General features: G+C 71.0%; 26 protein-coding genes. 17 read left to right on the top strand and 9 right to left on the bottom strand.

Annotation, left to right across the window (positions count from 1 at the left end; translation table 11 throughout):
• The first annotated feature begins 4 nt into the window (after nt 1-4).
• From MYK68_RS10180 to trxA, 5 genes are read left to right on the top strand one after another with little or no spacing between them, the layout of a single operon-like run.
• A complete protein-coding gene (locus tag MYK68_RS10180; RefSeq protein ID WP_247867865.1) occupies nt 5-1,267 on the top strand; it encodes a cysteine desulfurase in 1,263 nt (420 codons plus the stop codon).
• Nucleotides 1,267-1,719 (top strand): Fe-S cluster assembly sulfur transfer protein SufU, encoded by a 453-nt coding sequence (sufU, locus tag MYK68_RS10175; protein WP_247867864.1) that lies wholly within the window; start codon nt 1,267-1,269, stop codon nt 1,717-1,719. The genes MYK68_RS10180 and sufU overlap by 1 nt, the downstream gene beginning before the upstream one ends.
• On the top strand, nt 1,716-2,060 hold the full coding sequence (locus tag MYK68_RS10170; protein WP_247867863.1) for a metal-sulfur cluster assembly factor: 345 nt from the start codon (nt 1,716-1,718) through the stop codon (nt 2,058-2,060). The genes sufU and MYK68_RS10170 overlap by 4 nt, the downstream gene beginning before the upstream one ends.
• A 22-nt stretch (nt 2,061-2,082) precedes the next feature.
• The gene (locus MYK68_RS10165; protein WP_247867862.1) at nt 2,083-3,525 is read left to right on the top strand and encodes a S1 family peptidase; all 1,443 of its coding nucleotides are present in this window, start codon (nt 2,083-2,085) and stop codon (nt 3,523-3,525) included.
• A gap of 39 nt (nt 3,526-3,564) precedes the next feature.
• Nucleotides 3,565-3,930, top strand: a complete 366-nt coding sequence (gene trxA / locus MYK68_RS10160; protein WP_247867861.1) for a thioredoxin — start codon at nt 3,565-3,567, stop codon at nt 3,928-3,930.
• On the opposite strand, the gene MYK68_RS10155 is transcribed toward trxA, so the two are convergent.
• Nucleotides 3,927-5,039, bottom strand: coding sequence for a lycopene cyclase family protein (locus tag MYK68_RS10155; RefSeq protein ID WP_247867860.1), 1,113 nt, complete (start codon nt 5,037-5,039; stop codon nt 3,927-3,929). The genes trxA and MYK68_RS10155 overlap by 4 nt on opposite strands.
• 68 nt (nt 5,040-5,107) lie before the next feature.
• Here MYK68_RS10155 and MYK68_RS10150 point away from each other — a divergent pair, with 68 nt between their 5' ends.
• Entirely contained in the window at nt 5,108-6,736 is a 1,629-nt protein-coding gene (locus tag MYK68_RS10150) for an ABC-F family ATP-binding cassette domain-containing protein (RefSeq protein ID WP_247867859.1), read from the top strand.
• A 25-nt stretch (nt 6,737-6,761) separates the two neighbouring features.
• Here the strand turns inward: MYK68_RS10150 and MYK68_RS10145 are convergent, their stop codons facing one another.
• From MYK68_RS10145 to MYK68_RS10130, 4 genes are all read right to left on the bottom strand, one after another.
• The gene (locus MYK68_RS10145) at nt 6,762-7,019 is read right to left on the bottom strand and encodes a hypothetical protein (protein WP_247867858.1); all 258 of its coding nucleotides are present in this window, start codon (nt 7,017-7,019) and stop codon (nt 6,762-6,764) included.
• A 160-nt stretch (nt 7,020-7,179) separates the two neighbouring features.
• Nucleotides 7,180-8,397, bottom strand: a complete 1,218-nt coding sequence (locus MYK68_RS10140) for a hypothetical protein (RefSeq protein WP_247867857.1) — start codon at nt 8,395-8,397, stop codon at nt 7,180-7,182.
• 30 nt (nt 8,398-8,427) lie between these two features.
• Nucleotides 8,428-8,997: a TetR/AcrR family transcriptional regulator gene (locus MYK68_RS10135; RefSeq protein ID WP_247867856.1), complete on the bottom strand. Its 570-nt coding sequence runs from the start codon at nt 8,995-8,997 to the stop codon at nt 8,428-8,430.
• A gap of 7 nt (nt 8,998-9,004) precedes the next feature.
• Nucleotides 9,005-11,818, bottom strand: a complete 2,814-nt coding sequence (locus MYK68_RS10130) for an aconitate hydratase (protein ID WP_283255296.1) — start codon at nt 11,816-11,818, stop codon at nt 9,005-9,007.
• Between the two features lie 225 nt (nt 11,819-12,043).
• On the opposite strand from MYK68_RS10130, the gene MYK68_RS10125 reads away from it, so the two are divergent.
• The 8 genes from MYK68_RS10125 to MYK68_RS10090 all read left to right on the top strand — a co-directional run bounded on the left by MYK68_RS10125 (nt 12,044) and on the right by MYK68_RS10090 (nt 20,248).
• Nucleotides 12,044-12,643: an Rv1476 family membrane protein gene (locus tag MYK68_RS10125; protein ID WP_247867854.1), complete on the top strand. Its 600-nt coding sequence runs from the start codon at nt 12,044-12,046 to the stop codon at nt 12,641-12,643.
• 266 nt (nt 12,644-12,909) lie between these two features.
• Nucleotides 12,910-14,340 (top strand): NlpC/P60 family protein, encoded by a 1,431-nt coding sequence (locus MYK68_RS10120; protein ID WP_247867853.1) that lies wholly within the window; start codon nt 12,910-12,912, stop codon nt 14,338-14,340.
• Between the two features lie 144 nt (nt 14,341-14,484).
• A complete protein-coding gene (locus MYK68_RS10115; RefSeq protein WP_247868003.1) occupies nt 14,485-15,693 on the top strand; it encodes an AAA family ATPase in 1,209 nt (402 codons plus the stop codon).
• The gene (locus tag MYK68_RS10110) at nt 15,680-16,612 is read left to right on the top strand and encodes a DUF58 domain-containing protein (RefSeq protein WP_247867852.1); all 933 of its coding nucleotides are present in this window, start codon (nt 15,680-15,682) and stop codon (nt 16,610-16,612) included. The genes MYK68_RS10115 and MYK68_RS10110 overlap by 14 nt, the downstream gene beginning before the upstream one ends.
• The gene (locus tag MYK68_RS10105; RefSeq protein WP_247867851.1) at nt 16,612-17,604 is read left to right on the top strand and encodes a VWA domain-containing protein; all 993 of its coding nucleotides are present in this window, start codon (nt 16,612-16,614) and stop codon (nt 17,602-17,604) included. Before MYK68_RS10110 ends, MYK68_RS10105 begins: the two co-directional genes overlap by 1 nt.
• Nucleotides 17,605-17,620: 16 nt before the next feature.
• Nucleotides 17,621-18,346, top strand: coding sequence for a 3-oxoacyl-ACP reductase FabG1 (gene fabG1 / locus MYK68_RS10100; protein WP_247867850.1), 726 nt, complete (start codon nt 17,621-17,623; stop codon nt 18,344-18,346).
• A 28-nt stretch (nt 18,347-18,374) separates the two neighbouring features.
• Nucleotides 18,375-19,211, top strand: coding sequence for an NADH-dependent enoyl-ACP reductase InhA (inhA, locus tag MYK68_RS10095; protein WP_247867849.1), 837 nt, complete (start codon nt 18,375-18,377; stop codon nt 19,209-19,211).
• Complete coding sequence (locus MYK68_RS10090; RefSeq protein WP_247867848.1) at nt 19,208-20,248, top strand: ferrochelatase; 1,041 nt, start codon at nt 19,208-19,210, stop codon at nt 20,246-20,248. Before inhA ends, MYK68_RS10090 begins: the two co-directional genes overlap by 4 nt.
• Before the next feature lie 4 nt (nt 20,249-20,252).
• On the opposite strand, the gene MYK68_RS10085 is transcribed toward MYK68_RS10090, so the two are convergent.
• Entirely contained in the window at nt 20,253-21,047 is a 795-nt protein-coding gene (locus tag MYK68_RS10085) for an Rv1486c family protein (RefSeq protein ID WP_247867847.1), read from the bottom strand.
• Nucleotides 21,048-21,116: 69 nt separating this feature from the next.
• On the opposite strand from MYK68_RS10085, the gene MYK68_RS10080 reads away from it, so the two are divergent.
• Nucleotides 21,117-21,944, top strand: a complete 828-nt coding sequence (locus MYK68_RS10080) for a DUF3097 domain-containing protein (RefSeq protein WP_247868002.1) — start codon at nt 21,117-21,119, stop codon at nt 21,942-21,944.
• 31 nt (nt 21,945-21,975) lie between these two features.
• A complete protein-coding gene (locus MYK68_RS10075) occupies nt 21,976-22,911 on the top strand; it encodes a hypothetical protein (RefSeq protein ID WP_247867846.1) in 936 nt (311 codons plus the stop codon).
• Nucleotides 22,912-23,019: 108 nt separating this feature from the next.
• Here the strand turns inward: MYK68_RS10075 and MYK68_RS10070 are convergent, their stop codons facing one another.
• The 3 genes from MYK68_RS10070 to MYK68_RS10060 form a co-directional block, all read right to left on the bottom strand.
• Nucleotides 23,020-23,577 carry a hypothetical protein gene (locus tag MYK68_RS10070; protein WP_247867845.1) on the bottom strand — a complete coding sequence of 186 codons (558 nt, stop codon included), beginning with the start codon at nt 23,575-23,577 and terminating at the stop codon, nt 23,020-23,022.
• Complete coding sequence (locus MYK68_RS10065; protein WP_247867844.1) at nt 23,574-24,158, bottom strand: sigma factor-like helix-turn-helix DNA-binding protein; 585 nt, start codon at nt 24,156-24,158, stop codon at nt 23,574-23,576. The genes MYK68_RS10070 and MYK68_RS10065 overlap by 4 nt, the downstream gene beginning before the upstream one ends.
• 79 nt (nt 24,159-24,237) lie before the next feature.
• Complete coding sequence (locus MYK68_RS10060) at nt 24,238-24,957, bottom strand: TVP38/TMEM64 family protein (RefSeq protein WP_502798313.1); 720 nt, start codon at nt 24,955-24,957, stop codon at nt 24,238-24,240.
• A 126-nt stretch (nt 24,958-25,083) separates the two neighbouring features.
• Between MYK68_RS10060 and MYK68_RS10055 the strand changes: the two genes are divergently transcribed.
• Complete coding sequence (locus MYK68_RS10055; protein WP_247867843.1) at nt 25,084-26,979, top strand: methylmalonyl-CoA mutase family protein; 1,896 nt, start codon at nt 25,084-25,086, stop codon at nt 26,977-26,979.

The raw sequence follows: 26,979 nt of genomic DNA, 5'->3' as shown, positions 1-26,979 counted from the left end.
CGGCGTGACTACGACGGTCCCGACCTTCGACGTCGCGGCGGTGCGCGCGGATTTCCCGATCCTGGCCCGCACCGTCCGCGACGACAAGCCGCTGGTCTACCTCGATTCCGGGGCCACCTCGCAGCGCCCGCTGCAGGTGCTCGACGCCGAGCGCGACTTCTTGCTGACCCGGAACGCCGCCGTGCACCGCGGCGCCCATCAGCTGGCCGAGGAGGCGACGGACGCCTATGAGCACGCCCGCGCCCGGATCGCCGGTTTCGTGGGCGGCGCGGTCGACGAGATCGTGTTCACCAAGAACGCGACCGAGGCGCTGAATCTGGTCGCCTACACCCTGGGCGACGACCGGGCGGCCGGCCTGTTCGGCGGCACCCCGCTGGGGGAGGGCGACACCGTCGTCATCACCGAACTGGAGCACCACGCGAACCTGGTGCCGTGGCAGGAACTGTGCCGCCGCACCGGTGCCACCCTGCGCTGGTACGGGGTGACCGACGACGGTCGCATCGATCTCGACTCGCTGACCCTGGACGACACCGTCAAGGTGGTCGCGTTCACCCACCAGTCGAATGTCACCGGTGCCGTGGCCGACGTGCCCGAGCTGGTCCGGCGGGCCCGCGAGGTGGGTGCGCTCACCGTGCTCGACGCCTGCCAGTCGGTGCCGCACCTGCCGGTGGATTTCGCGGCCCTGGGCGTCGACTTCGCCGCCTTCTCCGGGCACAAGATGCTCGGACCGTCCGGCGTCGGTGTGCTGTACGGGCGCGCCGAGCTGCTGGGGCAGCTGCCGCCGTTCCTGACCGGCGGCTCGATGATCGAGACCGTCACCATGGAGGTCTCCACCTACGCGGCACCGCCGCAGCGCTTCGAGGCCGGGGTGCCGATGACCTCGCAGGTGGTCGGGCTGGCCGCGGCCGTCGACTACCTGGAGAACATCGGGATGGACGCGGTCGCCGCGCACGAGCACGAGCTGACCGCGCACGCGCTCGAGCGGCTCACCGCGATCGACGGGCTGCGCCTGGTCGGCCCGGCCACCGCCGAGAACCGTGGCGGCGCCGTCTCGTTCGTCGTCGACGGCATCCACGCCCACGACCTCGGGCAGGTCCTCGATGACGAGGGGGTGGCCATCCGCGTCGGCCACCACTGCGCGTGGCCGCTGCACCGCCGGATGGGCGTCGCGGCCAGTGCCCGCGCCTCGTTCGCCCTCTACAACACGACCGCCGAGGTCGACGCGCTGGCCGGTGCGATCGTCACGGCGCAGGAGTTCTTTTCCTGATGCGTATGGAGCAGATGTACCAGGACGTGATCCTGGACCATTACAAGCACCCGCACGGGCGCGGTCTGCGCGACCCGTATGACGCCCAGGTGCATCATGTGAACCCGACCTGCGGCGACGAGGTGACGCTGCGCGTGCACCTCGACGACGGCGTGGTGGCCGACGTGTCGTACGACGGCCAGGGCTGTTCCATCTCGCAGGCGTCCACGTCGGTGCTGTTCGACCAGATCGTCGGCCTGTCGATCGACGACGCGCTGGCGGCCGTCGACTCGTACAACGCCATGCTGACGTCCCGCGGCGCCGACGCCGGTGACGAGGACGTGATCGGCGACGGCATCGCCTTCGCCGGGGTCAGCAAGTACCCGGCACGCGTCAAGTGCGCGCTGCTCGGCTGGCTCGCCTTCAAGGACGCCCTCGCCCAAGCCCACCTGAAAGAGCGGAATCTGACATGACCGAAGTGAACGAACCGCAGACCTCGCTGCCCACCTACGACGACGTCGAAGAGGCCATGCGCGACGTCGTCGACCCCGAGCTGGGCATCAACGTCGTCGACCTGGGCCTGGTCTACGACCTGAGCATCAACGACGACGCGTCGGTGAAGGTCGACATGACGCTGACCTCGCCGGCCTGCCCGCTGACCGATGTGATCGAGGATCAGACGCGCGGCGCGCTGGTCACCAGCGGCCTGTGCACCGACGTGGAGATCAACTGGGTCTGGCTGCCGCCGTGGGGTCCGGACAAGATCACCGACGACGGCCGCGAGCAGCTGCGCGCACTCGGTTTCACCGTCTGAGGGCTGTGATAGTTTCACCCGGGTGAGGCTCCTCCTGCGCGCCGCGTCCTTGACCTCGGCGTTTCTCCTCGCGCTGCTCTGTGCGGCGCCCGCCGCCGCCGAGCCGAACGATTCGGAGATCTCGGCCGCGATCCGGTCGTCCCTGGTCTACCTGCAGAGCGAGTACACCGCGCGGGTTCAGGTGCCGTTGCGGTCGGGCCCGCAGTGGACCCCGCCGCTGACCGTGCAGGCCAGCTGCACCGGCTACATTGTCGACCCGGCCGGGTACGTGGCGACCGCCGGGCACTGCGTCAACGGCAAGGAACCGACCCTGCTCGACGATTTCCGCGCCGAGGCGGTGCGGATGACCGGCCAGAGCCAGAATGCATCGGACAGCTGGATCCAGCAGAACGCGCAGGTGGCGATTCACGACAAGTGGCCGGTCGCGGGCGAGTCCGGCGACGACGGCGCCGCGGTCACGGTCAAGCTTCGGCAGGCGGACGGTGCCGGGCAGGTCTTCGCCGACTGGGTTCCGGTGTCGGTGGTCGCGTTCCAGAGCTTCGAGCAGGGGGACAACGCGGTGGTGCGTATCGCCGCGCCGCCGAAGAAGCTTCCCGCGCTGGCGATCTCCGACCGCGCCCCGGAACCCGGGCAGGACGTGGTGTCGGCCGGCTTCCCCGGCGCGGTGCAGCTGACCAACGACTCCGACAAGCTGGCGCAGCCGTCGTTCCAGTTCGGCAAGGTGTCGTCGCGGCAGACCGCGGACAGCGGGCTGTACCGGACCGAGATCTCGGCGACGCTCGGCAAGGGCATGTCGGGCGGCCCGACGGTCGACGCGCAGTCCCGGGTGATCGGCACCAACTCGGCGTACGCGGCGCTGACCGACGACAAGGCCACCTTCAACTTCATCACCGACAACATCGCCCTGCGGTCCTTCCTCACCCAGAACGGCGTCACGCTCGCCGCCGTCGATGCGGCACCGTCGTCGTCGTTCCCCGGCCGGTGGCTTTGGATCGGTGTGGGTATCGCGGTGGCGGTGGTCGTCGTGGTGATCGCGGCGGTCACGGTGCTGCTACGCCGGCGCCGGCGCCGGACGCCCGCGGGTCCGCCGCCCGGTCCTGCGCCGTTCGGACCGGTCGGCGGGCCGCCCGGACCACGGCCGTACGCCGGTTCACCGGTCGCCGGACCGCCCCGCGGACCGGGTTTCGCCGCGCCACCCCGCCCGGGAGGACGTCCCGGCCCCCAGCAGGCACCGCCGCGCCCGGCACCGCCCCGGCCACCGATGCCGGCCCGCGCGGCGCCCGTCCCGCCCCCACCGCGGGAGGCGCCGACCGTGCTGAACCAGCCGCGGCCCGGCGGCGCCACCGCCGGCTTCGGGGAACAGCCGACGGTGCTCGATCAGCCGAGGCCGGTCCTGCCGGCCGATACCCAGGGATCCGCCCCTCCCGGTGGCGGTAGTGCCCCGGGCGGCGGGCCGTCCCGGTAGCCTCGGGAATATCCCGGTGTCACCGATGTTGAGGAACACATGAGCACTATTGAACTGACCGGCGAGAACTTCGAGCAGACCATTCTGGACAGCGAGATCGTCCTGGTCGATTTCTGGGCGTCGTGGTGCGGCCCGTGCCGCCAATTCGCGCCCACCTTCGAGGCCGCCTCGGAGAAGTACCCGAACCTGGTGTTCGGCAAGGTCGACACCGAAGCCGAGCAGCAGCTCGCCTCGGCGGCGAGCATCCGCTCCATCCCGACGCTGATGGTCTTCAAGAAGGGCCACCTGGTGTTCAACGAGGCCGGCGCCCTCCCGCCGCAGGCACTCGAGTCGCTGGTGGAGCAGGTCGAGGCCCTCGACGTGGAGAAGGCGATCGCCGAATCCCAGGCGCAGGGCAACGACTAGCGAGAGCGTCCAGCCCAGACGGCGCGCCCGGCGAGTCTCACCAGGCGCGCTTTCTGCTGTCCGGGGAGCGCCCGGAAGACCGCCCGCATCGTGGCAAGCGTGCCCCGCAGGTCGTCACGACCGCCGAGGTAGGCGCGCTGGCGGTGCACCGGCAGCCCGAAGAAGGCGTCGAAGAACGCGGTCAGTTCGCGGCCGTCGAACCCGAGCAGCACCGCCAGGCCGACCAGCCGGAGACGGTAGGTCCAGCGGGCGCGCCGGGGCCACAGCGCGCGCACCGGATCGCCGCCGCGTGCCAGCGCCGCCGCGAGGCCGTCCGCCGCGCCCAGCGAGGCGGCGATGCTGTACCCGGTCGCCGGGTGCATCAGCCCGCCGGCGGCGCCGTAGCGCGGCACACCGTCCGGTGGCCGCCACGGCGCCGGCCCGGGGTGGAGCGGGAAGTCGACCAGTTCGGGTTCTGCGCCGCCGGGTTCTGCGCTGCCGGCGCGTCGTGCGTTCCGGGCGGCGAGCACGTCCAGCGGGACCGGGGGAGCTCCGGCCAGGCAGGTCTCCTCGATCAGCCGCCGCCCGCCGCCGAGGCCGACGCGATAGCTGAACGTGGGCGCCGCCGCACCGGTCTGCCGCCAGTCCATCAGCACCATCTCGGTCCCGTCGCCGGAGACCACCGCCCCGTAGGCGGTCTGCCGGGGGATCCGCGGGTCGGTGGCCCCGCCGCCGCGGGCGTCGATCACGTGGTCGGCGGACAGGAGCCGGCCGTCGTCCAGCCGGACCGTGTGCGCGGTGATCTCCCTCGCCCGCGACGCCTCGAGGCGGGCGCCGTCGAGCGTGAGCGCGCGCTGCAGGGAGGGTGCGTCGAGCACGCAGTAGCGGCGCCCGACTTCCCGGCGCTCCGGGGTGAAGACGGTGAAACTGGTTGCGTCGCAAGCGATCACGTCGCGGGGCAGCCACCCGGGCAGGTCGTCGTCGAACATCCCGAAGGTCGACCGCCACGCAGCATCCGGTGCCGGGTCGACGACGGTGACCGACATCCCGTGCACCAGCGCGCGATGCGCGAGGGCCCGGCCGGCCGGTCCGGCGCCGACCACCAGCAGGGTGCACGCCGACGAGGTCATGGGGCCAGGGTAGGGGATGACGGCGACGATTTCGGGGGGCGCCGGGCCCGGCGGTAGCATGGCTCGTCGTGATCACCGCGACCGACCTGGAGGTTCGAGCGGGCGCCCGGACCCTGCTGTCCGCGCCCGGCGATGCCCTGCGCATCGCCCCCGGCGACCGCATCGGCCTGGTGGGACGCAACGGCGCGGGCAAGACGACGAGCCTGCGCATCCTGGCCGGCGAGACCGAACCGTACGCCGGTTCGGTGCGCCGCAGCGGGCCCATCGGTTATCTGCCGCAGGATCCGAAGGAGGGCGACCTCTCCGTCCTGGCCAAGGACCGGGTGCTGTCCGCGCGCGGTCTGGACGAGATCCTGGCGCAGATGACCAAGCAGCAGGTCATCATGGCCGAGGCCGTCGACGACAAGAAGCGCGATCAGGCGATCGCCAGGTTCTCCCGGCTCGAGGAGCGTTTCGGCACGCTCGGCGGTTACCTCGCCGAGTCCGAGGCCGCTCGTATCTGCAACAACCTGGGCCTGCCCGACCGGGTGCTGGAGCAGGAGCTCGCGACGCTGTCCGGCGGTCAGCGCCGCCGCGTGGAGCTGGCCCGGATCCTGTTCGCCGCCTCGGACGGGTCCGGCAAGTCGGACACCACCCTGCTGCTCGACGAGCCCACCAACCACCTCGACGCCGACTCCATCTCGTGGCTGCGGACCTTTCTGCAGAATCACGACGGCGGGCTGGTGGTGATCAGCCACGACGTCGAACTGCTGGCCGATGTCGTGAACCGGGTGTGGTTCCTCGATGCGGTGCGCGGCGAGGCCGACGTCTACAACATGAACTGGCAGCGCTACCTGGATCAGCGTGCCACCGACGAGCAGCGTCGCCGCCGCGAACGCGCCAACGCCGAGAAGAAGGCCGGGGCGCTGCGTGCGCAGGCCGCCAAACTCGGGGCCAAGGCGACCAAGGCCACCGCGGCGCAGCAGATGCTCAAGCGCGCCGAGAAGATGATCGACGAGCTCGAAGAGGAGCGGGTGGCCGACCGGACCGCGAAGATCCGGTTCCCGGAGCCCGCCGCGTGCGGGAAGACGCCGCTGACGGCCACCGAACTGACCAAGGTCTACGGGTCGCTGGAGATCTTCACCGGCGTCGACCTGTCGATCGACAAGGGCAGCCGCGTCGTCGTCCTCGGCCTCAACGGTGCGGGTAAGACGACGCTGCTGCGCATCCTCGCCGGTGCCGAGCAGCCCGACCTGGGCACCGTGGAGGCCGGGTACGGCCTCAAGCTCGGCTATTTCGCGCAGGAACACGACACGCTCGACGATCGGGCGAGCGTCTGGGAGAACATCCGGCATGCGGCGCCCGACGCGGGGGAGCAGGACCTGCGCGGGCTGCTCGGCGCCTTCATGTTCACCGGCCCGCAGCTCGAACAGCCGGCCGGGACCCTGTCCGGCGGCGAGAAGACACGTCTGGCGCTGGCCGGGCTGGTGTCGTCGGCCGCCAACGTGCTGCTGCTCGACGAGCCGACCAACAACCTCGACCCCGTCTCGCGCGAGCAGGTCCTCGAGGCGCTGCGCAGCTACACCGGCGCCGTCGTGCTGGTGACGCACGACCCCGGCGCCGCCGCGGCCCTCGATCCGCAGCGGGTGATCCTGCTGCCGGACGGCACCGAGGACCACTGGTCGGACGAGTACCAGGAGATCATCGAGCTGGCGTGACCGCCGCCGACACGACGGTGCGCGCTCAGCGCACGGTGACCCGCACGCCGCAGGCGCGCAGGTGGTCGAGCCGGGTGTCGTCGAAGAGTTCCCGCGGCAGGAAGTAGAAGAGGTCGCGGCAGTAGAGGAGAACGACGCCGTCTCGAACGTTCGCCCTGGTCAGGGTGGTGTAGTAGATGCGGACGATCTGGCTGCCCACCACGGCGATGTCCGCGAAATGGGGGGTGAAGGCGGCCTCGTAGCGATACTCGGGCGCCCGTACTCCGGCGGTGGCGCGCCGCATCGATGCCGCCGGTGAGGAGTGCCCACCGATCCGGGGTGTAGCAGCAGATCACCACGGACAGTGACGGCGCGGTCACAGTGAGGATGGACGTGGTGGGGGTGGACACAGAAGACTCCCGGATCGCTGAACTTAGGTAAACCTTCGCTAGCTTAGGGGATACTTATCCGAAGTGAGAACCCGGATCGTCCGCGAAGCGGCGCAATGCGGTGGAGATCACGTCCGTGTTCAGCCGGTCCGGGTGGAACGACACGCTCAGGGTCACGGCGCCGTGCACCCCGACGGAGGCGAGAGTCAGATCGCCCGGTCCCATCGGATCGACGCGCCCGTAGAAGGCCGCACGCTGGGTGTCGAGCCAGCCGAAGCGCCGGAACTCGGCCATCTCGTTGATACCGGAGAACAGCAGCCGCGGCCGTCCCGGCCACGACTCGCCCGCCGGGGTGCGGCCGCTCAGCAGCATCGAGCCGGCCGTGACGCTGCTGCGGACCGCACTCGCCACCGGCCGCCCCGAGGCGATCGTCTCGGTGATCGCGTGTTGCAGCGCGGCGGGGTCGTCGCCGGGCCGGTGGCGGAATTCCAGCCCGGCGACGAAGTTGCCCAGCGGATTGGTGCCGGATTTCAGATAGCGGCGCAGATCCACCGGGATCGCGATGTCGTCGTGCAGGGTGAGGCCGGCGTCGTCGAACGCGCGGACCATGCCGCACAGCAGCAGCGTCTTGAGCGACGCGCGGACACCGCGGAGGTCGCGCCAGCGCCGGATCTCCGCGACCGCCGTCGCGTCGAGACTCGCCGTCTCGACGCTCACCGGCAGCACCGGCCCCGCCGAGGCCGGTGCCGCCGCCGGCGGTTCGATCGGATCGGGCAGCCCCTCGAGGATCGTCAGCACCCGCCTGATCCGTCGCGGATCGCTGCCGAAGACACGGGCGGTCGCGGTCGCCAGCCCGGCGCGGCGGCCCCCGACGCCGCGATACAGCTCGGGCGACGGCGTCAGCAACCCGGTGACCGCCATCTTGACGTAGAGCGCCAGCTGGATCTCGCCGATGCCGTGGTCGTGCTCGGTGAGCAGGTAGTCCCCGGCAAGGGTGACCGACAGCGGGCGGGCCGACCGCGCACCGCGCAACAGCCGCAGCGGATCGGCGGGCGCCGCCGCGGTGGACACCGCGGCGGCGAGCCGCTGCGGATCGTGACGCCAGCGCCAGCGGCCGGCGGCCGGCCGCAGCCCGATCCGGGTGGCGGGGCCGAGGGCGGCGAAGGCCAGCAGTCGTTCCCGCGCGGTCTCCTCATCGGGGAGCTCGAGCGGACCCGCCACCGCGGCGACACGAGTGCCGGCGTGCATCCGGTCCAGCACGGTCGCGCGCACGGACGACGGAGAACGATCCACCCCGTGATGGTAGCCGTAGGTGAGGGAAGCCTAACCAATCGGGGCGCGGACCGAGGCCTCCACCATGTCGAGCACGGCGTGCAGATCGTCGGTGGACTGGCCGGTGGCCAGCCGGGTGATCAACCCGTCGAGGACGACGTCGAGGTAGGTCACCAGCACCTCCGTCGGCACGTCCTTGCGGAGGCTGCCGTCCTCGCGCTTACGCTCGAGCCGGGCCAGCGTCACCGCCTCCAGATCGGCGGAGTGCGCCGCCCACGCCTCGGCGAAAGCCGGATCACTGCGGATCTTCCGCACGATCTCCAGCCGGGTGCCCAGCCACTCGAAGTCCTTCGGCCGCGCGAGCATGTCGCGCATCACCTGCACCAGACCCTCCTGGGCCGCCACATCGGCCATCCGCTCGGCGTCCTCGCGGGCCAGGGCCAGGAACAGGGCTTCCTTGTCCTTGAAGTGGTGGAAGATCGCACCGCGCGAGAGCGCGGTGGCCTCTTCCAGCCGCTTCACCGTGGCGCCGTCGTATCCGTACTCGGCGAAACAATGCCGCGCGCCGTCGAGAATCTCCCGACGGCGCGCGGCAAGCCGGTCATCGCTGACCTTCGGCATGAACTGATCAGGCCTTGATCATGTTCCGCAGGACGTACTGCAGGATGCCGCCGTTGCGGTAGTAGTCGGCCTCACCGGGGGTGTCGATCCGGACCACCGCGTCGAACTCGACGACGTCGCCGTTCTCCTTGGTGGCGGTGACCTTCAGGGTCTCCGGGGTCACGCCCTCGTTGAGCTTCTCCAGACCGGTGATGTCGAAGACCTCGGTGCCGTCCAGACCCAGCGTCTTGGCGTTCTCGCCGGCCGGGAACTGCAGCGGGACCACGCCCATGCCGATGAGGTTGGAGCGGTGGATGCGCTCGAACGACTCGGTGATCACGGCCTTGACGCCCAGCAGCACGGTGCCCTTGGCGGCCCAGTCACGCGAGCTGCCCGAGCCGTACTCCTTGCCGCCCAGCACGACCAGCGGGATGCCGGCCTTCTGGTAGTTCTGCGACGCGTCGTAGATGAAGCTCTGCGGGCCGCCCTCCTGGGTGAAGTCGCGGGTGTAACCGCCGGACACGCCGTCGAGCAGCTGGTTCTGCAGGCGGATGTTGGCGAAGGTGCCGCGGATCATCACCTCGTGGTTGCCACGACGGCTGCCCAGCGAGTTGTAGTCCTTGCGGGCCACCCCGTGGCTGTCCAGGTACTGCGCGGCCGGGGTGCCGGGCTTGATCGGGCCGGCCGGGCTGATGTGGTCGGTGGTGACCGAATCGCCGAGCAGCGCGAGCACGCGGGCGCCCTTGATGTCGGCGACCGGAGCCGGCTCCATCGTCATGCCGTCGAAGTACGGGGCCTTGCGGACGTAGGTCGAGTTCTCGTCCCACGCGAAGGTGTCGCCGTCCGGGGTGTTCAGGCCCTTCCAGCGATCATCGCCGTCGAACACCGTCGCGTACGACTTGCTGAACATGTCGGCGTTGATGGCCGACTTGATGGTGTCGTCGATCTCCTGCGCCGACGGCCAGATGTCCTTCAGGAAGACGTCGTTGCCCTCGGTGTCCTGGCCGAGCGGCTCGGTCTCGAAGTCGAAGTCCATGGTGCCGGCGAGGGCGTACGCGATGACCAGCGGCGGGGAGGCCAGGTAGTTCATCTTGACGTCGGGGGAGATGCGGCCCTCGAAGTTGCGGTTACCGGACAGGACGGCGGTGACGGTGAGGTCTTCCTCGTTCACCGCCTTGCTGATCTCCTCGGGCAGCGGACCGGTGTTGCCGATGCAGGTGGTGCAGCCGTAGCCGCCCAGGTAGAAGCCGAGCTTCTCCAGGTAGGGCCACAGGCCGGCGGCCTCGTAGTAGTCGGAGACCACCTGCGAGCCGGGCGCCATGTTGGTCTTGACCCACGGCTTGGAGGTGAGGCCCTTGTCCACGGCGTTGCGGGCCAGCAGACCGGCACCGATCATCACCGACGGGTTCGAGGTGTTGGTGCACGAGGTGATACCGGCGACCGCGACGGCGCCGTGGTCGAGCACGAAGGTGTTGCCGTCGGAGGTCACCGTGACCGGCTTGCTCGGGCGGCCCTCGGCGCCGTTGGCGGCCGACGGGACCACCGAGTCCTCCTCGGCGAACGACAGCTTGGCCTCGGTGGGCGAGACGGCCGGCGGGTCGGACGCCGGGAAGCTCTCGTCCAGGCCCTCGTCCAGGCCGTTCTGCGGGGTCGGGTGGTTCTCCTCCACGTAGTTGTGGATGTCCTTGCGGAACGCGACCTTCGACTCCGACAGCAGGATGCGGTCCTGCGGGCGCTTCGGGCCGGCGATCGACGGCACGACGGTGCCCAGGTCGAGCTCCAGGTACTCCGAGTAGGCCGGCTCGTGGTCGGCGTCGTGCCACATGCCCTGTTCCTTGGCATAGGCCTCGACGAGCGCGAGCTGCTGGTCGCTGCGGCCGGTCAGACGCAGGTAGTTGATGGTCTCGGCGTCGATCGGGAAGATCGCGCAGGTGGAGCCGAACTCGGGGCTCATGTTGCCCAGCGTCGCGCGGTTGGCCAGCGGCACCTCGGCGACGCCCTTGCCGTAGAACTCGACGAACTTGCCGACCACACCGTGCTGGCGCAGCATGTCGGTCACGGTCAGCACGACGTCGGTGGCGGTGACGCCCGGCTTGATCTCACCGGTCAGCTTGAAGCCGACGACGCGCGGGATCAGCATCGACACCGGCTGGCCGAGCATGGCGGCCTCGGCTTCGATGCCGCCGACGCCCCAGCCCAGCACGCCCAGGCCGTTCTCCATGGTGGTGTGCGAGTCGGTGCCCACACAGGTGTCCGGGTAGGCCTGGCCGTTGCGGGTCATCACGACGCGCGCGAGGTGCTCGATGTTCACCTGGTGGACGATGCCCATGCCCGGCGGCACGACGCGGAAGTCGTCGAACGCGCCCTGGCCCCAGCGGAGGAACTGGTAACGCTCACCGTTGCGCTGGTACTCCAGCTCCACGTTGCGCTCGAAGGCGTCGGCGCGGCCGAAGACGTCGAGGATCACCGAGTGGTCGATCACCATCTCGGCGGGGGAGAGCGGGTTCACCTTGTTCGGGTCGCCGCCGAGCGCGGCGACGGCCTCGCGCATGGTGGCCAGGTCGACCACGCAGGGCACACCGGTGAAGTCCTGCATCAGGACGCGCGCCGGGGTGAACTGGATCTCGACGCTCGGCTGGGCATCCGGATCCCAGTTCGCGAGGGCGTTGATGTGGTCGGCGGTGATGTTCGCGCCGTCCTCGGTACGCAGCAGGTTCTCGGCGAGAACCTTCAGCGCGTACGGCAGCTTCTCGGTGCCGGGAACGGCCGAGAGGCGGAAGATCTCGTACGAGTCGTCGCCCACCTCCAGGTTGCCGCGGGCGCCAAACGAATCCTTGCTCAAGGTGTGCTCCACTCTCGTTGTGCGTGTTCGCCGGCGGGCTGCGCCGACGGGGGATCTCCGGAGCAGTCGCGAGCGGGCTGAACGCCCTCGACTGCTGCCCCCTCATCATAGCAGTACGCGCGTACTGGTTGGAGACTATGGGCAACACGACGCGCCGCGCCACGACCGCGCCGCGGGCCTGCCGTAAGGTGAGCGCGTCCCCATCCCGTCCGTCAGGAGCACCGCATGACCCCGGGCCCGGCCACCTTCACGCTCGCGAAGCCCGCCGACACCACGGCACAGTGGGCCGGCCTCGACCTGCCCGCGATCACCACGCAGCTGAAGAAGACCGGCGTCTACGCGCCGGCCGACCAGGCGCCGGCGCTGCAGAAGGTGGTCGATCGCGCGGATGCGGACGGTCACCACCTGCACGTGGTCGTCCTGGACCAGTCGTACAGCCCGTTCACCGTGTACCGGGACATCGCCACCAAGTTGCAGACCCAGGTCGGCGGCACGGTGATCGTGATGGGACCGAACGGCCGGGGCACCGCGTCGAACGAGTTCAGCCGGGTGCAGCTCGAGGACGGCACGAGCGAGGCGCAGACCATGGCGCCCGCCGCGGCGGCCGCGCACATCTACGACCGCGCCACCGCACCGTACGTCAACTGGACGGTGGTGACGATCCTGCTGATCGTCGTCGTGGTGATCGGCGCGGTGATCGCCCGCTGGACGACTCTGCGGGCCCGGCGCGCCGCCGGCCCGGCGGCTCCGCCCGCCACCGGCTCCGGCGACACCGGTGCCGGCGATGCCGAGCCGTCCGCACCGGCCGGTGCCGGCGACGCATAGACCGCCACCGCTTCTCTGACAAGACCCCGATCCGGGGATCCGTCTGGGCGTTACCGAACTGTGATTCGAGTTCGGCGCTCCGCTTTGCCCTGTTCACTGCGTTTCCGCAGGTAATCACCACCGTGTAATTCAGTTGCCCGGGTTTTCGGTGTGGTTCATGTGACGTACGGTGCAGTAGACACATTTGAGTAACCAGGGGACAGGCGGACTGCTGAGGCAGATGCGCCCGGGGTTACGCGATGGGCCTAAGTTAGGGAGATCCTCGGTTGAAGCAAGCAGCCAGCACCGCGCGCCGGACGTTGCGCGGCAGTGCCGTGGGCGCGCTGATCGTCGTCGGCGCGCTCACCGCCGGCACCGCCGGAGCGGATCCGCAGACCTCGCCCGCCGCCGGCCTCGTCAATCAGATCGCCGACGTCGACCAGCACCTCGCCGATCTGTCGTCGCTCGTCGCCGCGAAGCAGGAGAACGTCAACAAGGCGCTCGTCGACTTCCAGAGCGCTCTCGCGGCGCAGCAGGTGGCCGCCGCGGCCGACGATGCGGCCCAGTCCGCGCTCGCCAAGACCCAGAAGCAGGTCGAGGCCGCCCAGCAGCAGTTCAACGACCTGATGCGCCTGGTCAACCGGCAGGGCAACAACCTCGGCACGATGACCGACTACGTGTCGTCGTCCGACCCGGACAAGGTCCTCGAGAAGATGACCAGCGTCGACCAGGTGGCCCGGCAGCAGCGCGCCACCATCACGCGGCTGCAAGTGGTGCGCAACCAGCAGGCCAACCGGGTCGCGGCGACCACCGCGACCAAGCGGCAGGCCCAGGCCGCGGCCAAGGGTGCCGCCGGCCGGCGCAACGCGGCGATCGAAGCGGTCAACGACGCCCGCAAGGCCGTCGACTCCGAGCAGACCAAGCGCGCCGGCCTGCTGACGCAGCGCGCCGCGCTGACCGCCAAGCTGAACAAGCTGCGCGGTGTCCCGGCCCCCGCGCCCACGCCGGGTGACGTTCTCGGCGACGCCGCCAAGAAGCTCCCGTCGATCCCCGCCGAGGGCGAAGCCGGGGACCCGCTGGCGCAGGCCGCCGACGCGGTGGCGAAGCTGGCCGTCGACACCGGTCAGCAGCTGCTGGCCAGCCTGCTCGGCAGCACGCAGATCCCGCAGTCGGACCTCCTCAACGAGCTCGGTATCGGCGGCACCTCGCCCGGCGACGCGATCAGCAGACTCGGCACCGGCTCGCTCGGCTCGCTCTTCGGCGGGGGCGGCGGCCTGGCCCGGCCCGGACTGCGCGGACCGCAGGCCGTCGAACTGGTCGTGAACCGCGCCAAGTCACAGCTCGGCATGCCGTACGCGTGGGGCGGCGGCGACGCCAACGGCCCGACGCTGGGCATCCGCGACGGCGGCGTGGCCGACAGCTTCGGCGACTACAACAAGGTCGGCTTCGACTGCTCCGGCCTGATGGTCTACGCCTTCGCCGGCATCGGGATCGACCTGCCGCACTACACCGGCTACCAGTACACGGCGGGCCCGCATTACCCGCTGTCGCAGATGCAGCGCGGCGACATGATCTTCTACGGCCCCAACGCCAGCGAGCACGTGGCGATGTATCTGGGTGACGGCACCATGATCGAGGCGCCGCAGTCCGGCGACGTCGTCAAGATCTCGCCGGTCCGCACCGACGGCGCCATGCCCGACGTCGTGCGCCTCACCTGAGCCCCGCCCGCGGCCGGTAGGCTTTGCGGCAAAGCCCGATCGACGGAGCCGCGCGCTCCACCGCCACCGAGGAGTCCCGGTTTGAGTTCACCCGCCGCTGAGAACACGCTCACCCCCGAGGACGTGAAGCTCCTCGAACGAGCGATGTACGAGGTCAAGCGCGTCATCGTGGGTCAGGACCAGCTGGTCGAGCGGATCCTCATCGGTCTGCTCGCCCGCGGCCACATCCTTCTCGAAGGTGTGCCGGGCGTGGCCAAGACCCTCGCCGTGGAGACCTTCGCGACGGTGATCGGCGGCAGCTTCGCCCGCGTCCAGTTCACCCCCGACCTGGTGCCCACCGATCTGATCGGCACCCGCATCTACCGGCAGGGCCGCGAGGAGTTCGACACCGAACTCGGCCCGGTGGTGACCAACTTCCTGCTCGCCGACGAGATCAACCGCGCCCCCGCCAAGGTGCAGTCGGCCCTCCTCGAGGTGATGGCCGAGCGGCACGTCTCGATCGGCGGCGTCACCTACCCGATGCCCGATCCGTTCCTGGTGATGGCGACGCAGAACCCGATCGAGAACGAGGGCGTCTACCCGCTGCCCGAGGCGCAGCGCGACCGCTTCCTGTTCAAGGTGCTCGTCGACTACCCGTCGGTGGAGGAGGAGCGCGAGATCGTCTACCGGATGGGCATCACCCCGCCGACCGCGTCGCAGATCCTCGACCCGGCCGCCACCATCCGGCTGCAGCAGGTCGCCGCGAACGTGTTCGTCCACCACGCCCTCGTCGACTACGTGGTGCGGGTGATCAACGCGACGCGCCGCCCGGCCGACCTCGGCCTCACCGACGTCGCGACCTGGCTGAGCTACGGCGCCTCGCCGCGCGCGACGCTCGGCATCGTCGCCGCCGCGCGCGCCCTCGCCATCATCCGCGGCCGCGACTACGTGATCCCGCAGGACGTCGTCGAGATCATCCCGGACGTGCTGCGTCACCGCCTGGTGCTCAGCTACGACGCGCTCGCCGACGAGGTGACCCCGGATCAGATCATCACCCGGATCCTGCAGACCGTCGGCCTGCCGCAGGTCAGTGCCGCGCCGGTGGCATCGCAGCCGGCACCGGCCGCACCCGCCCAGCAGGCGGTACCGCAGGCCGCGCCCGCACCGCCGGCGGCACCCGCCCAGCCCGCGCCCGCGCAGCAGGCTCCGGCCGTGCAGCAGACTCCGGCCGTGCAGCAGGCGCCGGCCGCGCCGCCGTCGATGGTGGTCGTCCAGCAGTCGCCGTCCGCGGCCGCGTCGCAGCCGGCGACCGAGCAGCCGACCCAGGTGCAGGCGCGTCCCGCCGCGCAGCCGGAGGGTCATGTCGGCCAATAGCGACCTGCCCGCGCTGCACGGCGGCCGCCTCGACGACCCCCAGCTCACCGCGGCGCTGAACTCGCTGGAACTCACCGTGCGGCGCAAGCTCGACGGTGTGCTGCAGGGCGCGCACCTCGGCCTGATCCCGGGCCCCGGCTCGGAACCGGGCGAGGCGCGGCCCTATCAGCCCGGCGACGACATCCGGCGGATGGAGTGGTCGGTCACCGCCCGCACCACGCAGCCGCACGTGCGGCAGATGATCGCCGACCGCGAGCTGGAGACGTGGATCGTCTTCGATGCCTCGGCGAGCCTCGACTTCGGGTCCGGCGCGCACACCAAACGCGATCTGGCCGTCGCCGCGGCCGCCGCGATCGTGCACCTCACCGCCGGCGGCGGCAACCGGCACGGCGCGATCATCGTGACCGGCGACTCGGTGGTGCGCATCCCGGCCCGGGCCGGTCGCGCGCACGCCCGGAATTTGCTCCAGGCCCTGGCGACCACGCACCGGAGCGCCGCCGGGGTCCGCGGCGATCTGAACGCCGGACTCGAGGCGCTTCGCCGCCCGCAGCGCCGCCGGGGCCTGGCCGTGGTGATCAGCGACTTCCTCGGCCCGCTCGACTGGACCCGGTCGCTGCGCGCGATCGGCGCGCACCACGAACTCCTCGGCGTCGAGGCGCTCGACCCGCTCGACGTCGCGCTGCCGGACGTGGGACCGGTGACCCTCGCCGACGCCGAGTCCGGCGAGATCGTCGAGATCGACGTGACCCCGCGCCTGCGCGACGACTTCGCCGCCGCCGCCGCGGCCCACCGCACGGAGGTCGACGGCGCGTTCCGCGGCTGCGGCGGTGCCGTCCTCACGCTGCGCACCGACCGGGACTGGATCGCCGACACCGTGCGCTTCGTCGGCCGTCGCCGCCGGGCGGCGGGGGTGCGCTGATGGGCGGGCTCTTCTCCCACCCGTGGTGGCTGCTGTCGCTGCTGCTGGTCGCGGCGCTGATCGCCGCGTACGTGATCGAGATGCGCCGCCGCCGGGTCCGGGCGCTGCGCTTCGCCAACCTCGACGTGCTGCGCTCGGTGGCGCCGAGCAAGCGCAGCCGCCTCAAGCACGTCCCGTTCGCGATCCTCGCCGTGGGACTGGTGCTGCTCTGCGTCGCGCTCGCCGGCCCGCAGGCCGAGCGGAACGTCCCGCGCAACCGGGCCACCGTGATGCTCGTCGTCGACGTGTCGAACTCGATGAAGGCCACCGACGTCGCACCGTCGCGACTGCAGGCCGCACAGGCCGCGGGCAAGCGGTTCGCCGATGAGCTGACCTCCGGCATCAATCTGGGCCTGGTGTCGTTCGCCGGCACGGCGTCGACGCTGGTCTCGCCGACCCCCGACCACAACGCCACCAAGAACGCGCTGGGCAAGCTGAAGCTGGCCGACAAGACCGCGACCGGGGAGGGTATCTTCGCCGCCCTCGACCAGATCCAGACCCTGAACTCGGCGCTCGGCGGCAAGGCTGCCGCCCCGCCCGCGCACATCGTGCTGCTGTCCGACGGCAAGCAGACCGTCCCGGACAGCCCGGACGATCCGCGCGGCGGCTTCACCGCGGCCCGCAAGGCCAAGGAGGAGCACATCCCGGTCTCCACCATCTCGTTCGGCACCCTGAACGGCACCGTCGAGCTTCCGGGCCCGAACGGGCAGACCGAGCGCGTACCGGTGCCGGTCGACGACGACACCCTCCGCAAGATCGCCAACCTGTCCGGTGGCGAGTTCTACACCGCGTCGTCGCTGGACGAGCTGAACAAGGTCTACTCCACGCTGCGCAAGCAGATCGGCTACGAACGCCAGCGCGGCGACGACTCCCGGCCCTGGCTGATCGGCGGCACGCTGCTGGTGCTGGCCGGAACCGCCGGAGCCCTGTTCCTCAACCGGCGTCTCCCGTGAGATAGGTTGGACAACCATGACAGACAGTGATTTCACCCCGCGTTCGGTCCTCGTCACCGGCGGCAACCGGGGCATCGGCCTGGCCGTCGCCCAGCGTCTGGCCGCCGACGGGCACAAGGTCGCGGTGACCCACCGCGGCTCCGGCGCCCCCGAGGGGCTGTTCGGCGTGCAGTGCGATGTGACCGACACCGAGTCCGTCGACGCCGCCTTCAAGACCGTCGCCGAGCACCAGGGTCCGGTCGAGGTCGTCGTCGCCAACGCCGGCATCACCGAGGACACGCTCATCATGCGGATGAGCGTCGACAGCTTCGAGAACGTGATCGATGCGAACCTCACCGGCGCCTTCCGCGTCACCAAGGCCGCGACCCGCGACATGCTCAAGAAGCGCTGGGGCCGGTTCATCTACCTCGGCTCGGTGGTCGGCCTGATGGGCACGCCCGGCCAGGCCAACTACGCGGCATCCAAGGCCGGCGTGATCGGTCTGGCCCGCTCGGTGACCCGCGAGCTCGGCGGCCGCAACATCACCGCGAACGTGGTGGCGCCCGGTCTGATCGACACCGACATGACCCGCGCGCTGCCCGAGGACTACACCAAGACCGCGGTCGACCAGGCCATTCCGGCCAAGCGCATGGGCCAGCCGGAAGAGGTCGCGGCCGTCGTCAGCTTCCTCGCATCCGACGATTCGGCGTATGTCACGGGCAACGTGATCAACGTCGACGGCGGCCTCGGCATGGGCCACTGACCTCTCTACTTCAAGGAGCACATCTCTCGTGAGCGGAATCCTCGCAGGCAAGACCATCCTGGTGACCGGCATCATCACCGATGCCTCCATCGCCTTCGCCACCGCGGCGCAGGCGCAGGAGGCCGGCGCCACCGTGATCATCACCGGCATCCCGGAGCGGCTGCGGCTGATCAACCGGATCGCCAAGCGGCTGCCGCAGGAGGTGCCCGACGCGATTCCGCTGGACGTGACCGACGAGGAGAGCCTCGGCGCACTGGCCGACGCCGTCCGGGCGCTGGCCCCGCAGGGCGTCGACGGCGTCGTCCATTCGATCGCCTTCGCCCCGCGCACCCTGATGGGTCCGGACGCGCTGCCCTTCCTGGAAGGCCCCGGCCCGGACGTCGCCAAGAGCTTCGAGATCTCCGCGTGGAGCTACGCCTCGCTGGCCCGCGCCGTGCTGCCGGTGATGAACGAGGGCGGCTCCATCGTGGGCATGGACTTCGATCCGCGCACCGCCATGCCCGACTACAACTGGATGGGCGTGGCCAAGGCCGCGCTGGAGTCGGTCAACCGGTACGTCGCGCGCGAGGTGGGCTACGCCAAGCGCGTCCGCTCCAACCTGGTCGCCGCCGGCCCGATCAAGACGCTGGCCGCCAAGGCGATCTCCGGCACCGCGACCGACGACGCCAAGAAGCTCAACATGCTCAACGAGTATTGGGACGGCGCGTCGCCGATCGGCTGGAACGTCGACGATCCGACCCCGGTCGGCAAGAGCGTCGTGGCCCTGCTGTCGGACTGGCTGCCGGCCACCACCGGTTCGATCGTCTACGTCGACGGCGGTGCCAGCCACAACACCTGGTTCCCGGAGAACCTCCTCAACCAGTGACCTTCACGGCACTGCTGTTCCTCTCGTTCGGCGGGCCCGACGGCCCGGACGACGTCCGCCCGTTCCTGGAGAACGTCACCCGGGGCCGCGGGATCCCGCCCGAGCGCCTCGACGCTGTCGCCGAGCACTACCTGCATTTCGGCGGGGTGTCGCCGATCAACCGGCTCAACCTCGACATGATCGCGGCGCTGCAGGCCGAACTCCGCACCCGCGGCGTCGACCTGCCGATCTACTTCGGCAACCGGAACTGGACGCCGTACGCCGCCGACGCCGTCACGCAGATGTGGGCCGACGGGCACCGTCGTGCGCTGGTCTTCCCGACCTCGGCGTGGGGCGGGTACTCGGGGTGCCGGCAGTATCACGAGGACATCGCGCGGGCCCTCGAAGAAGCCGGTCACGACAGCGGGGACATGGTGCTGCGCAAGCTGCCGCAGTACTGGTCCGAGCCCGGCTTCCTCGCCGCCGGAGTGAGCGCGGTACGCCGCGCCCAGGCCGAAGTGAGCGACGGCCCGCCCGCCCGGCTGGTGTTCACCGCCCACTCGATCCCGGTGTCGGCCGATGCCGCGGCCGGGGTGTCCGGGCCGGGCGGCGGTCACCTGTACTCGCGTCAGGTGGCGGAGGCCTCGGCGCGGGTCGCCGCCGAGCTGGGCATCGACGACTACGACGTCGTCTGGCAGTCCCGGTCCGGCCCGCCCCAGGTGCCGTGGCTGGAACCGGACATCTGCGACCATCTGGAAGCCCTCGCCGAGCAGGGCGTGGGCCGGGTGATCGTGTTCCCGATCGGCTTCGTCTCCGACCACCTCGAGGTGGTGTGGGACCTGGACCACGAGGCCCGCGAACTGGCCGCGGAGCTCGGCCTCGAATACGTGCGCGCCGACACCGTCGGCACCGATCCGGAGTTTCTCTCGATGGTCGCCGGCCTGATCGAACGCTATGCCGGCGGCGGGGGAGACCTCGAGGCCTTCGGCTGCGGCGACAACGGCACGGTGTGCCGGCCGGGCTGCTGCGAGCCGCCGCGCCGCCGCCCCGCGCACTGATCCGTCAGCGGCGATAGTCGCGCAGCAGGGTGTTGATCGCGCCGGCCCGCGCTCGGCGGGTCAGCGCCGACAGCCGGCGGAGTTCGGTGTCGGCGGTGTCGAGCTGCGCCGCCGACGCCCCGAGGTCACCGCCGGCCAGATCGACGATCGCGTCGATCTGCGCGGCCGTGGCGAGGATCCGGTCCACGCGCGGCCGGTCGTGCGGCGGCAGGTCCAGCAGACCGGCCCGAGTGCGGGCGGCGAGGGCATCGCGCAGATCGGCCGGGCCCGACGAGCGGGGACCGGTCAGTCCGGCGATCACCGCGGCCGCCTCGCCGACGGCCTCGCGCAGCTCGTATTCCAGTTCGCCGACGCCGCGGTCGCCGCCGAGCGCTTCGACGTCGAGCGGTTGCTCCACGACGCGCACGGTCCAGCGGCAGCGTTCGGCGGTGCCGCGGGCGGTGATCGACAGCGGGGTGCCGCCGGGACGGGCGATCAGCAGGACCTCGGCGGTGGCGAGCACCTCGGCGTCGAGCAGGCCGGGACCGAGTCCTTGCGCATCGCCGGGCGCGGGAAACACCACCGCGGCCGCGGGCGCCTCACCGACCAGGCGGATCAGCTCCAGGGCACTCGCTCCCGAAGCGATCGGGGCGCCCGGCGCCGCATCGACGTCGTGCACCTGGGCGTAGTCGTGCAGGGTGTGCAGGACGTCGTCGGGCGCGGCGCTTCCGGCACGCCAGGCGGCGGCCCACAGGGCGAGCGCCGACGCGGGCCAGGCGCGCAGCAGGGCGTGACCGGATTCCGGCAGTGATCTAGACATGACGTCACCACGATACGCGGAGCGTCGCACCGCCGATCGCGTCCGCGTCGCCTACCCTGAGCACCCGTGATGGACGATCGCTACGGACGTGACGTACTGGCGCAGCCGCGCAGGCAGAAGCCGAAAGCCCCCGAGGTCGCCGGGGAGATGGGCCTGGTGGTCGAGGACGCGGCGACCGGCTACTGCGGCGCGGTGGTCGGCTGGGAGAAGACGTACGCCGCCGACATGGTGCGCCTGGAGGACCGGCGCGGCGCGACCCGGGTGTTCCACGCGTATCCCGCGGCGTTCCTGATCGACGGCAAGCCGGTCACGCTCGTCCGGCCACGGGGCCGCGGACCGAATCAGCCGAGCCGGATCCAGACCGCGTCCGGTTCACGGGCCCTGCCCAAGCAGCGGGCGCGGACCGCCCGGGCCAGCCGGATCTTCGTCGAGGGCGTGCACGACGCGACGCTGCTCGAGCGGGTCTGGGGCGAGGATCTGCGCGCCGAGGGGGTCGTGGTGATGAGCCTCGACGGCCTGGACAACCTCGACGACGCGCTCGCCGACTTCCAGCCCGCCCCGCATCGGCGGGCGGGGGTGCTGGTCGATCACCTCGTCGCGGGCACCAAGGAGGCGAAGCTGACCGCCGAGGTGGGTCCGAACGTCCTGGTCTGCGGCCACCCCTACATCGACGTGTGGGAGGCGGTGAAGCCGTCCGCGGTCAAGATCGCGGCCTGGCCGACCATCCCGCGCGGCACCGACTGGAAGACCGGGATCTGCGAGGAGCTCGGCTGGGGCACCCCGCAGGACGGCTGGCGCCGGGTACTGGGCGCCGTCTCGAGCTTCCGCGACCTCGAGGTCCCGCTGATCCGCAGCGTCGAGGAACTGATCGACTTCGTCACCGAGCCGCCGGAGTAGCCCTGTCGTGGGTGTGTTCCATGCTTGGCACATGAGTGAAGGACTGCTGTACGTCGCATGTTCGTGCTTCCGGGAAGGCCGCACCTCCGAACCTCCGCTTCCGCCGGAGAGGCTCGATCTCGACCGGTTCGGCAACGTCAAGCGGGTGGTCGATGCTTCGCCGGAGGACTCACCGGAATACCTGCAACTGTGGCGGTCTGGGCGGGCGTGTGAGCATACGGACATGCAGGTGTGGGAAGAGCTTTACCACGGACGTCGCCGAGAGTGGTCGAGCGATCTGGTCGAGGATCTGCTGACACGTCCCGCGTACCGCCACATCGCGGACGTGCTTCACCGGCCCGCCAGTGCGATGGCGGAGGTCCTCGTCGAGGCCCACGAGGCGGAGGTCGCGCTGTCGGAACTGCGAGCGCTGTGCGCGTTGCCGACCAGCATGGAGACGCGCATCGTGATCGATGAGCAAGGTGAAGCGTCGCGTCCCGTCGATGGAGCAGGTTTTCGCGGCGAACGTGACTTCGCCCGGATCGGCGTCTCCCAGGACGCGTACCCGGAAAGCACAGCGGGCGAGATCGGCGAAATCGGAGTCTCGGGTGTCGAGGTCGTCGTCCGAGACCTCGGGAGCGGCGCCGAGCGTATCCGGTCGACCACCGTCGAGGTGCTCCAAGACAGCGCGGTCTCGGTCGAATTCGGCGGGTACCGGATGTATCGGACGGTGTTCATACCACCCGGTACACCGGGCGCCGTCTGGCGATGGGCACCGCGACTCTCGTTCACTCCGGCCCAGGCCAGAAGAAGGGGACCGGACATGCCGCTGGAGACATCGCTGCGGGTTGAGACGCGTGATCTCACGATGCCGGAACTGGACCACGACCTCGCCGTGTTCGAGCTGATCCTCGCTGCCTCGGTCGACACCGGAAACCCCGTGGTCAGCTACTACACCGGGTGCAGCGGTGGGTACGACATCTTCTGACGCGTCCGGTCCCTCAGAACATCGGCCGCCTCAGCGCCGCGGGCGGCGATATTCCCTCGGTGCGCCGTATTCGGCCGGTGTTCTGCGGCCGATCCGCGCGGGGCGCGATCAGCGCCCCAGGAGCACGCCGATCCCGGCGGCCGCACAGGCCCAGAGCACCGAGGCGAAGGTGCCGAGGATGAACTGCTCGCTGGCATGGTGTTCGCGCAGTTGCGGGAAGCGCGCCAGGCCCTTGATCCCGAGGATCACCGCGATCCCGGCCGGCCACCCGAGCAGCAGACTGACCGCGACCCCGGTCCGTTCCAGCAGGCCGATCACGCGGCCGCCGCGCAGCGGGGGATCCGGCGCCGGGTCGTCGTAGTTGTCGTTGCGGGTGGGGATGCCACCGATGGCCAGCACCGTCCGGACCACCGGTCCGCCGGTCACCGCGGCGGCGATCACCGCCACCACCCGGCCGGCGATCAAGTCGTATGCCGGCAACGCGGAGCCCACGGCCGCGACGATCGCCGCGGCGGCCAGCAGCACGACCATCACCGCGGTCAGGACGCGGTCGGCGCCGCGCACGACACGATCCGGGTAGGTGTCGTCGGCGGCGAGTCGTGCCCGGCCGGGGGCCGCCACCACCGCGATCACGATCGCCACCACCAGCAGCACCACGGCGGTCATCGGTCCTCCTCGCACATCGTCATCAGCCGTACCGTCAGGTTCTCCGCGTCCGGCTGGAGATCCCAGCGGGCCGCGCGCAATCGCAGCGACACCGCCTGCGGCGAGATGCCCAGGCGCTCAGCGGCTTCGGCTTGTGTCAATCCGGCCGCGGCCAGGGCGACGGCCTCCCGGCCCGCCGGGCTCCGCGCGGTCAGCAGGTCGATCAGCAGGCATGCCGCCGTCTGCGCGCTCTGGCACCAGACCGACGGACCGGCCACCTGCAACGGCACCCGCCGGCCCTTGGCCGCTTCCACCGCCCGGCGTGCGGCCTCGAAGGCCGGCCCGCGGCCGGCGCGCGTCTGCTCCGGGAGCGGCTGCTCGACGTCGTCGACGCCGATGCCGACACTCCAATGGCCCGAGGAGACCAGGTCCACCGCCACCGTGGCGACGACCGCCGGGTCGTCGAAGATCGCTTCCACCTCGTCACCGGCCGTCCGATCGAAACCCCGGACCGCGACGGTGTCGCGGAAGCGGTCCAGCAGATGCGGCACTCGGTCCAGGTCGGTACGACTGGATCGCTGGTCTGCGGTGATCACGAACATGACTGACCTCGATTCAAGTCCTGAAGCTTGAATGCCTCTAATCAAGTATTGAGGCTTGATCTTCGAATATCAAGCCTCATCACTTGACCGGCATCCGCGCGTCCACGATCAGCCCGATCACGCCGACCGCGAACAGCCCGCCCGAGATCAGGATCATCACCGGGCTCGCCTGACCGGCCAGGGCGTCGCCGAGGAAGACCACGGCGGCGGTCCCCGGGATGGTGCCGAGCACCGAGGCGACCGTGTAGGGGATCGGCCGCACCGACGACAGCCCGGAGGCGTAGTTGAGGACCGAGAACGGGCAGAACGCGATCAGCCGGAGCGAGCCGACGGCCAGCCAGCCGCGTCGTTCCAGGCGTTCTTCGATGGTCCGGAACACCGCGCGATCGAGATAGCGCTGCGCCCGTGCGCGGCCCAGGCGGCGGGCCAGCGCGAAGGCGACCACCGCCGCGAACGTGGTGGCCAGCATCGAGCCGGCGAAACCGACCGCCGGGCCGAACAGGACGCCGGCGGTCACGGTGAACGCGGTCCGCGGCATCGGCGCGATGGTCACCACCGCGTACGCCAGGAAGAACAGCACCACGAACCACGGGCCCACCGCGTCCGACCACTCGCGGACTCGGCCGACCGAGGGCAGCGGCGCGAAGTAGGCCGCCGCCAGCACGGCGACCACCACGGCCAGTCCGCCCACCGCCCGCCAGACGGTCACCCGCCCGGCCCCCGCCGGGGCCGGCGCCACCGTGCCGGTGGCCAGGTCGACGGGCTCCTCGACGGCGCGGGGACGACGGGGGAGGATCACCCCGGTAAGTCTAGGCAGTGCCGGCGAGTGGCCCGCTTCACGATGGACCGCGCGTGGCCGCGAACACAGATCCGATATTGTGCATGGGGGCGCACAGTCCAGCGACCATGGAGGATCCCGCAAGCCATGACGGCCGACATCACGCACACCAGGCAGCAGCTCGACGACGACTACACCCGGTGGTCGACGGCCGCCGCGGCAGTCCTGGCGAAGGGGCGCCGATGCGATCCCGCCGATCTGCCCGCGACCCCGGAAGCGCTGCTCTCCACGCAGACCCGCGACGACGACGTGGTGGTCCGCCCGCTCTACACCCGCAAGGACGAGACCGGTGAGCGCGGCCTGCCCGGCGCCTTCCCGTTCGTCCGCGGCGCCGATCCGGCGCGCGACGTGAACCAGGGCTGGCGCGTCACCGAGCGCTTCGGCGACCTGCCCGGCCAGAGCGTCGAGGGTGTCAACGAGACGATCCTCGATGCCGCCGGGTCCGGCGCCAGCGGCATCTGGCTGGCCGTCGGCCCGGCCGTGAAGTACGGCGAGCTGGGTACCGTCCTGAACGGCGTGTACCTCGACCTGATGCCGGTCACCCTGGACGCCGGCACCGAGGGCATCGCCGTGGCCCACGAATTCCTGAAGGTCCTCGCCGATCGTCCGGCGCCGCCCCAGGAGGCGCCGCCGCTGCTCGGCACCACCCACAGCCTCGGCCTGTCGCCGTACACCGCGGCCTTCTCCGGCCGGCCCGCCGTGCCCGCCACGCAGGCCGCCGCACTGGCGATCGATGTCCCCGAACGGGTGCGCACCTTCCGGGTCGACGGCACCGACTTCGCGCAGGCCGGCGCCACCGCCGCCCAGGAACTCGGCCTGCTGGTCGCCGCTGCCGTCGCCCACGTCCGCGACATGACGACCGCGGGGCTCACCACCGAACAGGCCCTCGGCCAGATCGGCTTCGCCGTCTCGGTGAGCGATGACCAGTTCGCCGCCATCGCCAAGCTCCGGGCCCTGCGGCTGATGTGGGCACGCGTCGCCCAGGTCCTCGGAGTGCCCGACGCCGGCGCCGCGCTGACCCACGCGGTGACCGATCTGTCGATGCTCACCCAGCGCGACCCGTGGGTGAATATGCTGCGCACCACCGTCGCCGCGTTCGGCGCCGGGGTGGGCGGCGCCGACCAGGTGACGGTGCTCGGCTACGACGCGGCGCTGCCGACCGGCGCGCGCTCGTCGAGTCCGTCGTTCTCGGCCCGCATCGCCCGCAACACCCAGCTGCTGCTGCTGGAGGAGTCGAACATCGGCCGGGTCCTCGATCCGGCCGGCGGCTCATGGTTCGTGGAATCCCTCACCGACGATCTCGCGTCGGCCGGCTGGGCGGTCTTCACCGACACCGAGGCGCACGGCGGATACGCCGATGCGCTCGATCAGGGCGCGATCGCGCGGTGGATCGGCGACGCACTGGCGCTGCGCGACGAGGCCGTCGCGCACCGCAGCGCGCCGGTCACCGGCGTCTCGGAGTTTCCGAACCTCGGTGAAGCCGCGTTCGCGGCGGCCCTCGCCGACAGCACCGATCTGCCGACCGCCACGCCGGGGCTCGCCCGGGTGGCCCGGCGCTTCGAGGAACTGCGTGATCGCGCCGACGCCCAGGAGGTCCGCCCGAGCGTCCTGCTGCTGCCGCTGGGCAGCGTGGCCGAGCACAACGGCCGCACCACTTTCGTCAGCAATCTGCTCGGCGCGGGCGGCATCGAGGCGATCAACCCCGGCCCGGTCGCCGTCGACGCGCTCGATGGCCTGGTGGCCGACCACGGGTCCGCGATCGCCGTCCTCTGCGGCACCAAGGCCCGCTACGCCTCGGACGGACCCGGTGTCCTGGCCGCCGCCCGCGCCGCCGGGATCGGCCGCGTTCTGCTCGCCGGGCCGCTGAGCGAATGGCCGGACGGCGACGACCGCCCGGACGGCTCGCTGCGTGCCGGGATCGACGCGGTCGGGACGCTGACCGAACTTCTCGACATCCTCACCACTGCGACCGCGGGGGCCTGA

It is taken from the genome of Gordonia sp. PP30 (genome assembly GCF_023100845.1).
Classification (GTDB): Bacteria; Actinomycetota; Actinomycetes; order Mycobacteriales; family Mycobacteriaceae; genus Gordonia.
The sequence above is the reverse complement of the archived record's forward strand: the minus strand, read 5'-3'. Positions and strand labels throughout refer to the sequence as shown.

What these genes read in the sequence shown, in the direction of transcription:
- sufU (WP_247867864.1), top strand. Translation starts at nt 1,267, where the DNA reads ATGCGTATGGAGCAGATGTACCAGGACGTGATCCTGGACCATTACAAG.
- MYK68_RS10170 (WP_247867863.1), top strand. Translation starts at nt 1,716, where the DNA reads ATGACCGAAGTGAACGAACCGCAGACCTCGCTGCCCACCTACGACGAC.
- trxA (WP_247867861.1), top strand. Translation starts at nt 3,565, where the DNA reads ATGAGCACTATTGAACTGACCGGCGAGAACTTCGAGCAGACCATTCTG.
- MYK68_RS10155 (WP_247867860.1), bottom strand. Translation starts at nt 5,039, where the DNA reads ATGACCTCGTCGGCGTGCACCCTGCTGGTGGTCGGCGCCGGACCGGCC.
- MYK68_RS10145 (WP_247867858.1), bottom strand. Translation starts at nt 7,019, where the DNA reads ATGCGGCGCGCCACCGCCGGAGTACGGGCGCCCGAGTATCGCTACGAG.
- MYK68_RS10135 (WP_247867856.1), bottom strand. Translation starts at nt 8,997, where the DNA reads ATGCCGAAGGTCAGCGATGACCGGCTTGCCGCGCGCCGTCGGGAGATT.
- MYK68_RS10125 (WP_247867854.1), top strand. Translation starts at nt 12,044, where the DNA reads ATGACCCCGGGCCCGGCCACCTTCACGCTCGCGAAGCCCGCCGACACC.
- MYK68_RS10115 (WP_247868003.1), top strand. Translation starts at nt 14,485, where the DNA reads ATGTACGAGGTCAAGCGCGTCATCGTGGGTCAGGACCAGCTGGTCGAG.
- MYK68_RS10110 (WP_247867852.1), top strand. Translation starts at nt 15,680, where the DNA reads ATGTCGGCCAATAGCGACCTGCCCGCGCTGCACGGCGGCCGCCTCGAC.
- MYK68_RS10105 (WP_247867851.1), top strand. Translation starts at nt 16,612, where the DNA reads ATGGGCGGGCTCTTCTCCCACCCGTGGTGGCTGCTGTCGCTGCTGCTG.
- fabG1 (WP_247867850.1), top strand. Translation starts at nt 17,621, where the DNA reads ATGACAGACAGTGATTTCACCCCGCGTTCGGTCCTCGTCACCGGCGGC.
- MYK68_RS10085 (WP_247867847.1), bottom strand. Translation starts at nt 21,047, where the DNA reads ATGTCTAGATCACTGCCGGAATCCGGTCACGCCCTGCTGCGCGCCTGG.
- MYK68_RS10080 (WP_247868002.1), top strand. Translation starts at nt 21,117, where the DNA reads ATGGACGATCGCTACGGACGTGACGTACTGGCGCAGCCGCGCAGGCAG.
- MYK68_RS10075 (WP_247867846.1), top strand. Translation starts at nt 21,976, where the DNA reads ATGAGTGAAGGACTGCTGTACGTCGCATGTTCGTGCTTCCGGGAAGGC.
- MYK68_RS10070 (WP_247867845.1), bottom strand. Translation starts at nt 23,577, where the DNA reads ATGACCGCCGTGGTGCTGCTGGTGGTGGCGATCGTGATCGCGGTGGTG.
- MYK68_RS10065 (WP_247867844.1), bottom strand. Translation starts at nt 24,158, where the DNA reads ATGTTCGTGATCACCGCAGACCAGCGATCCAGTCGTACCGACCTGGAC.
- MYK68_RS10055 (WP_247867843.1), top strand. Translation starts at nt 25,084, where the DNA reads ATGACGGCCGACATCACGCACACCAGGCAGCAGCTCGACGACGACTAC.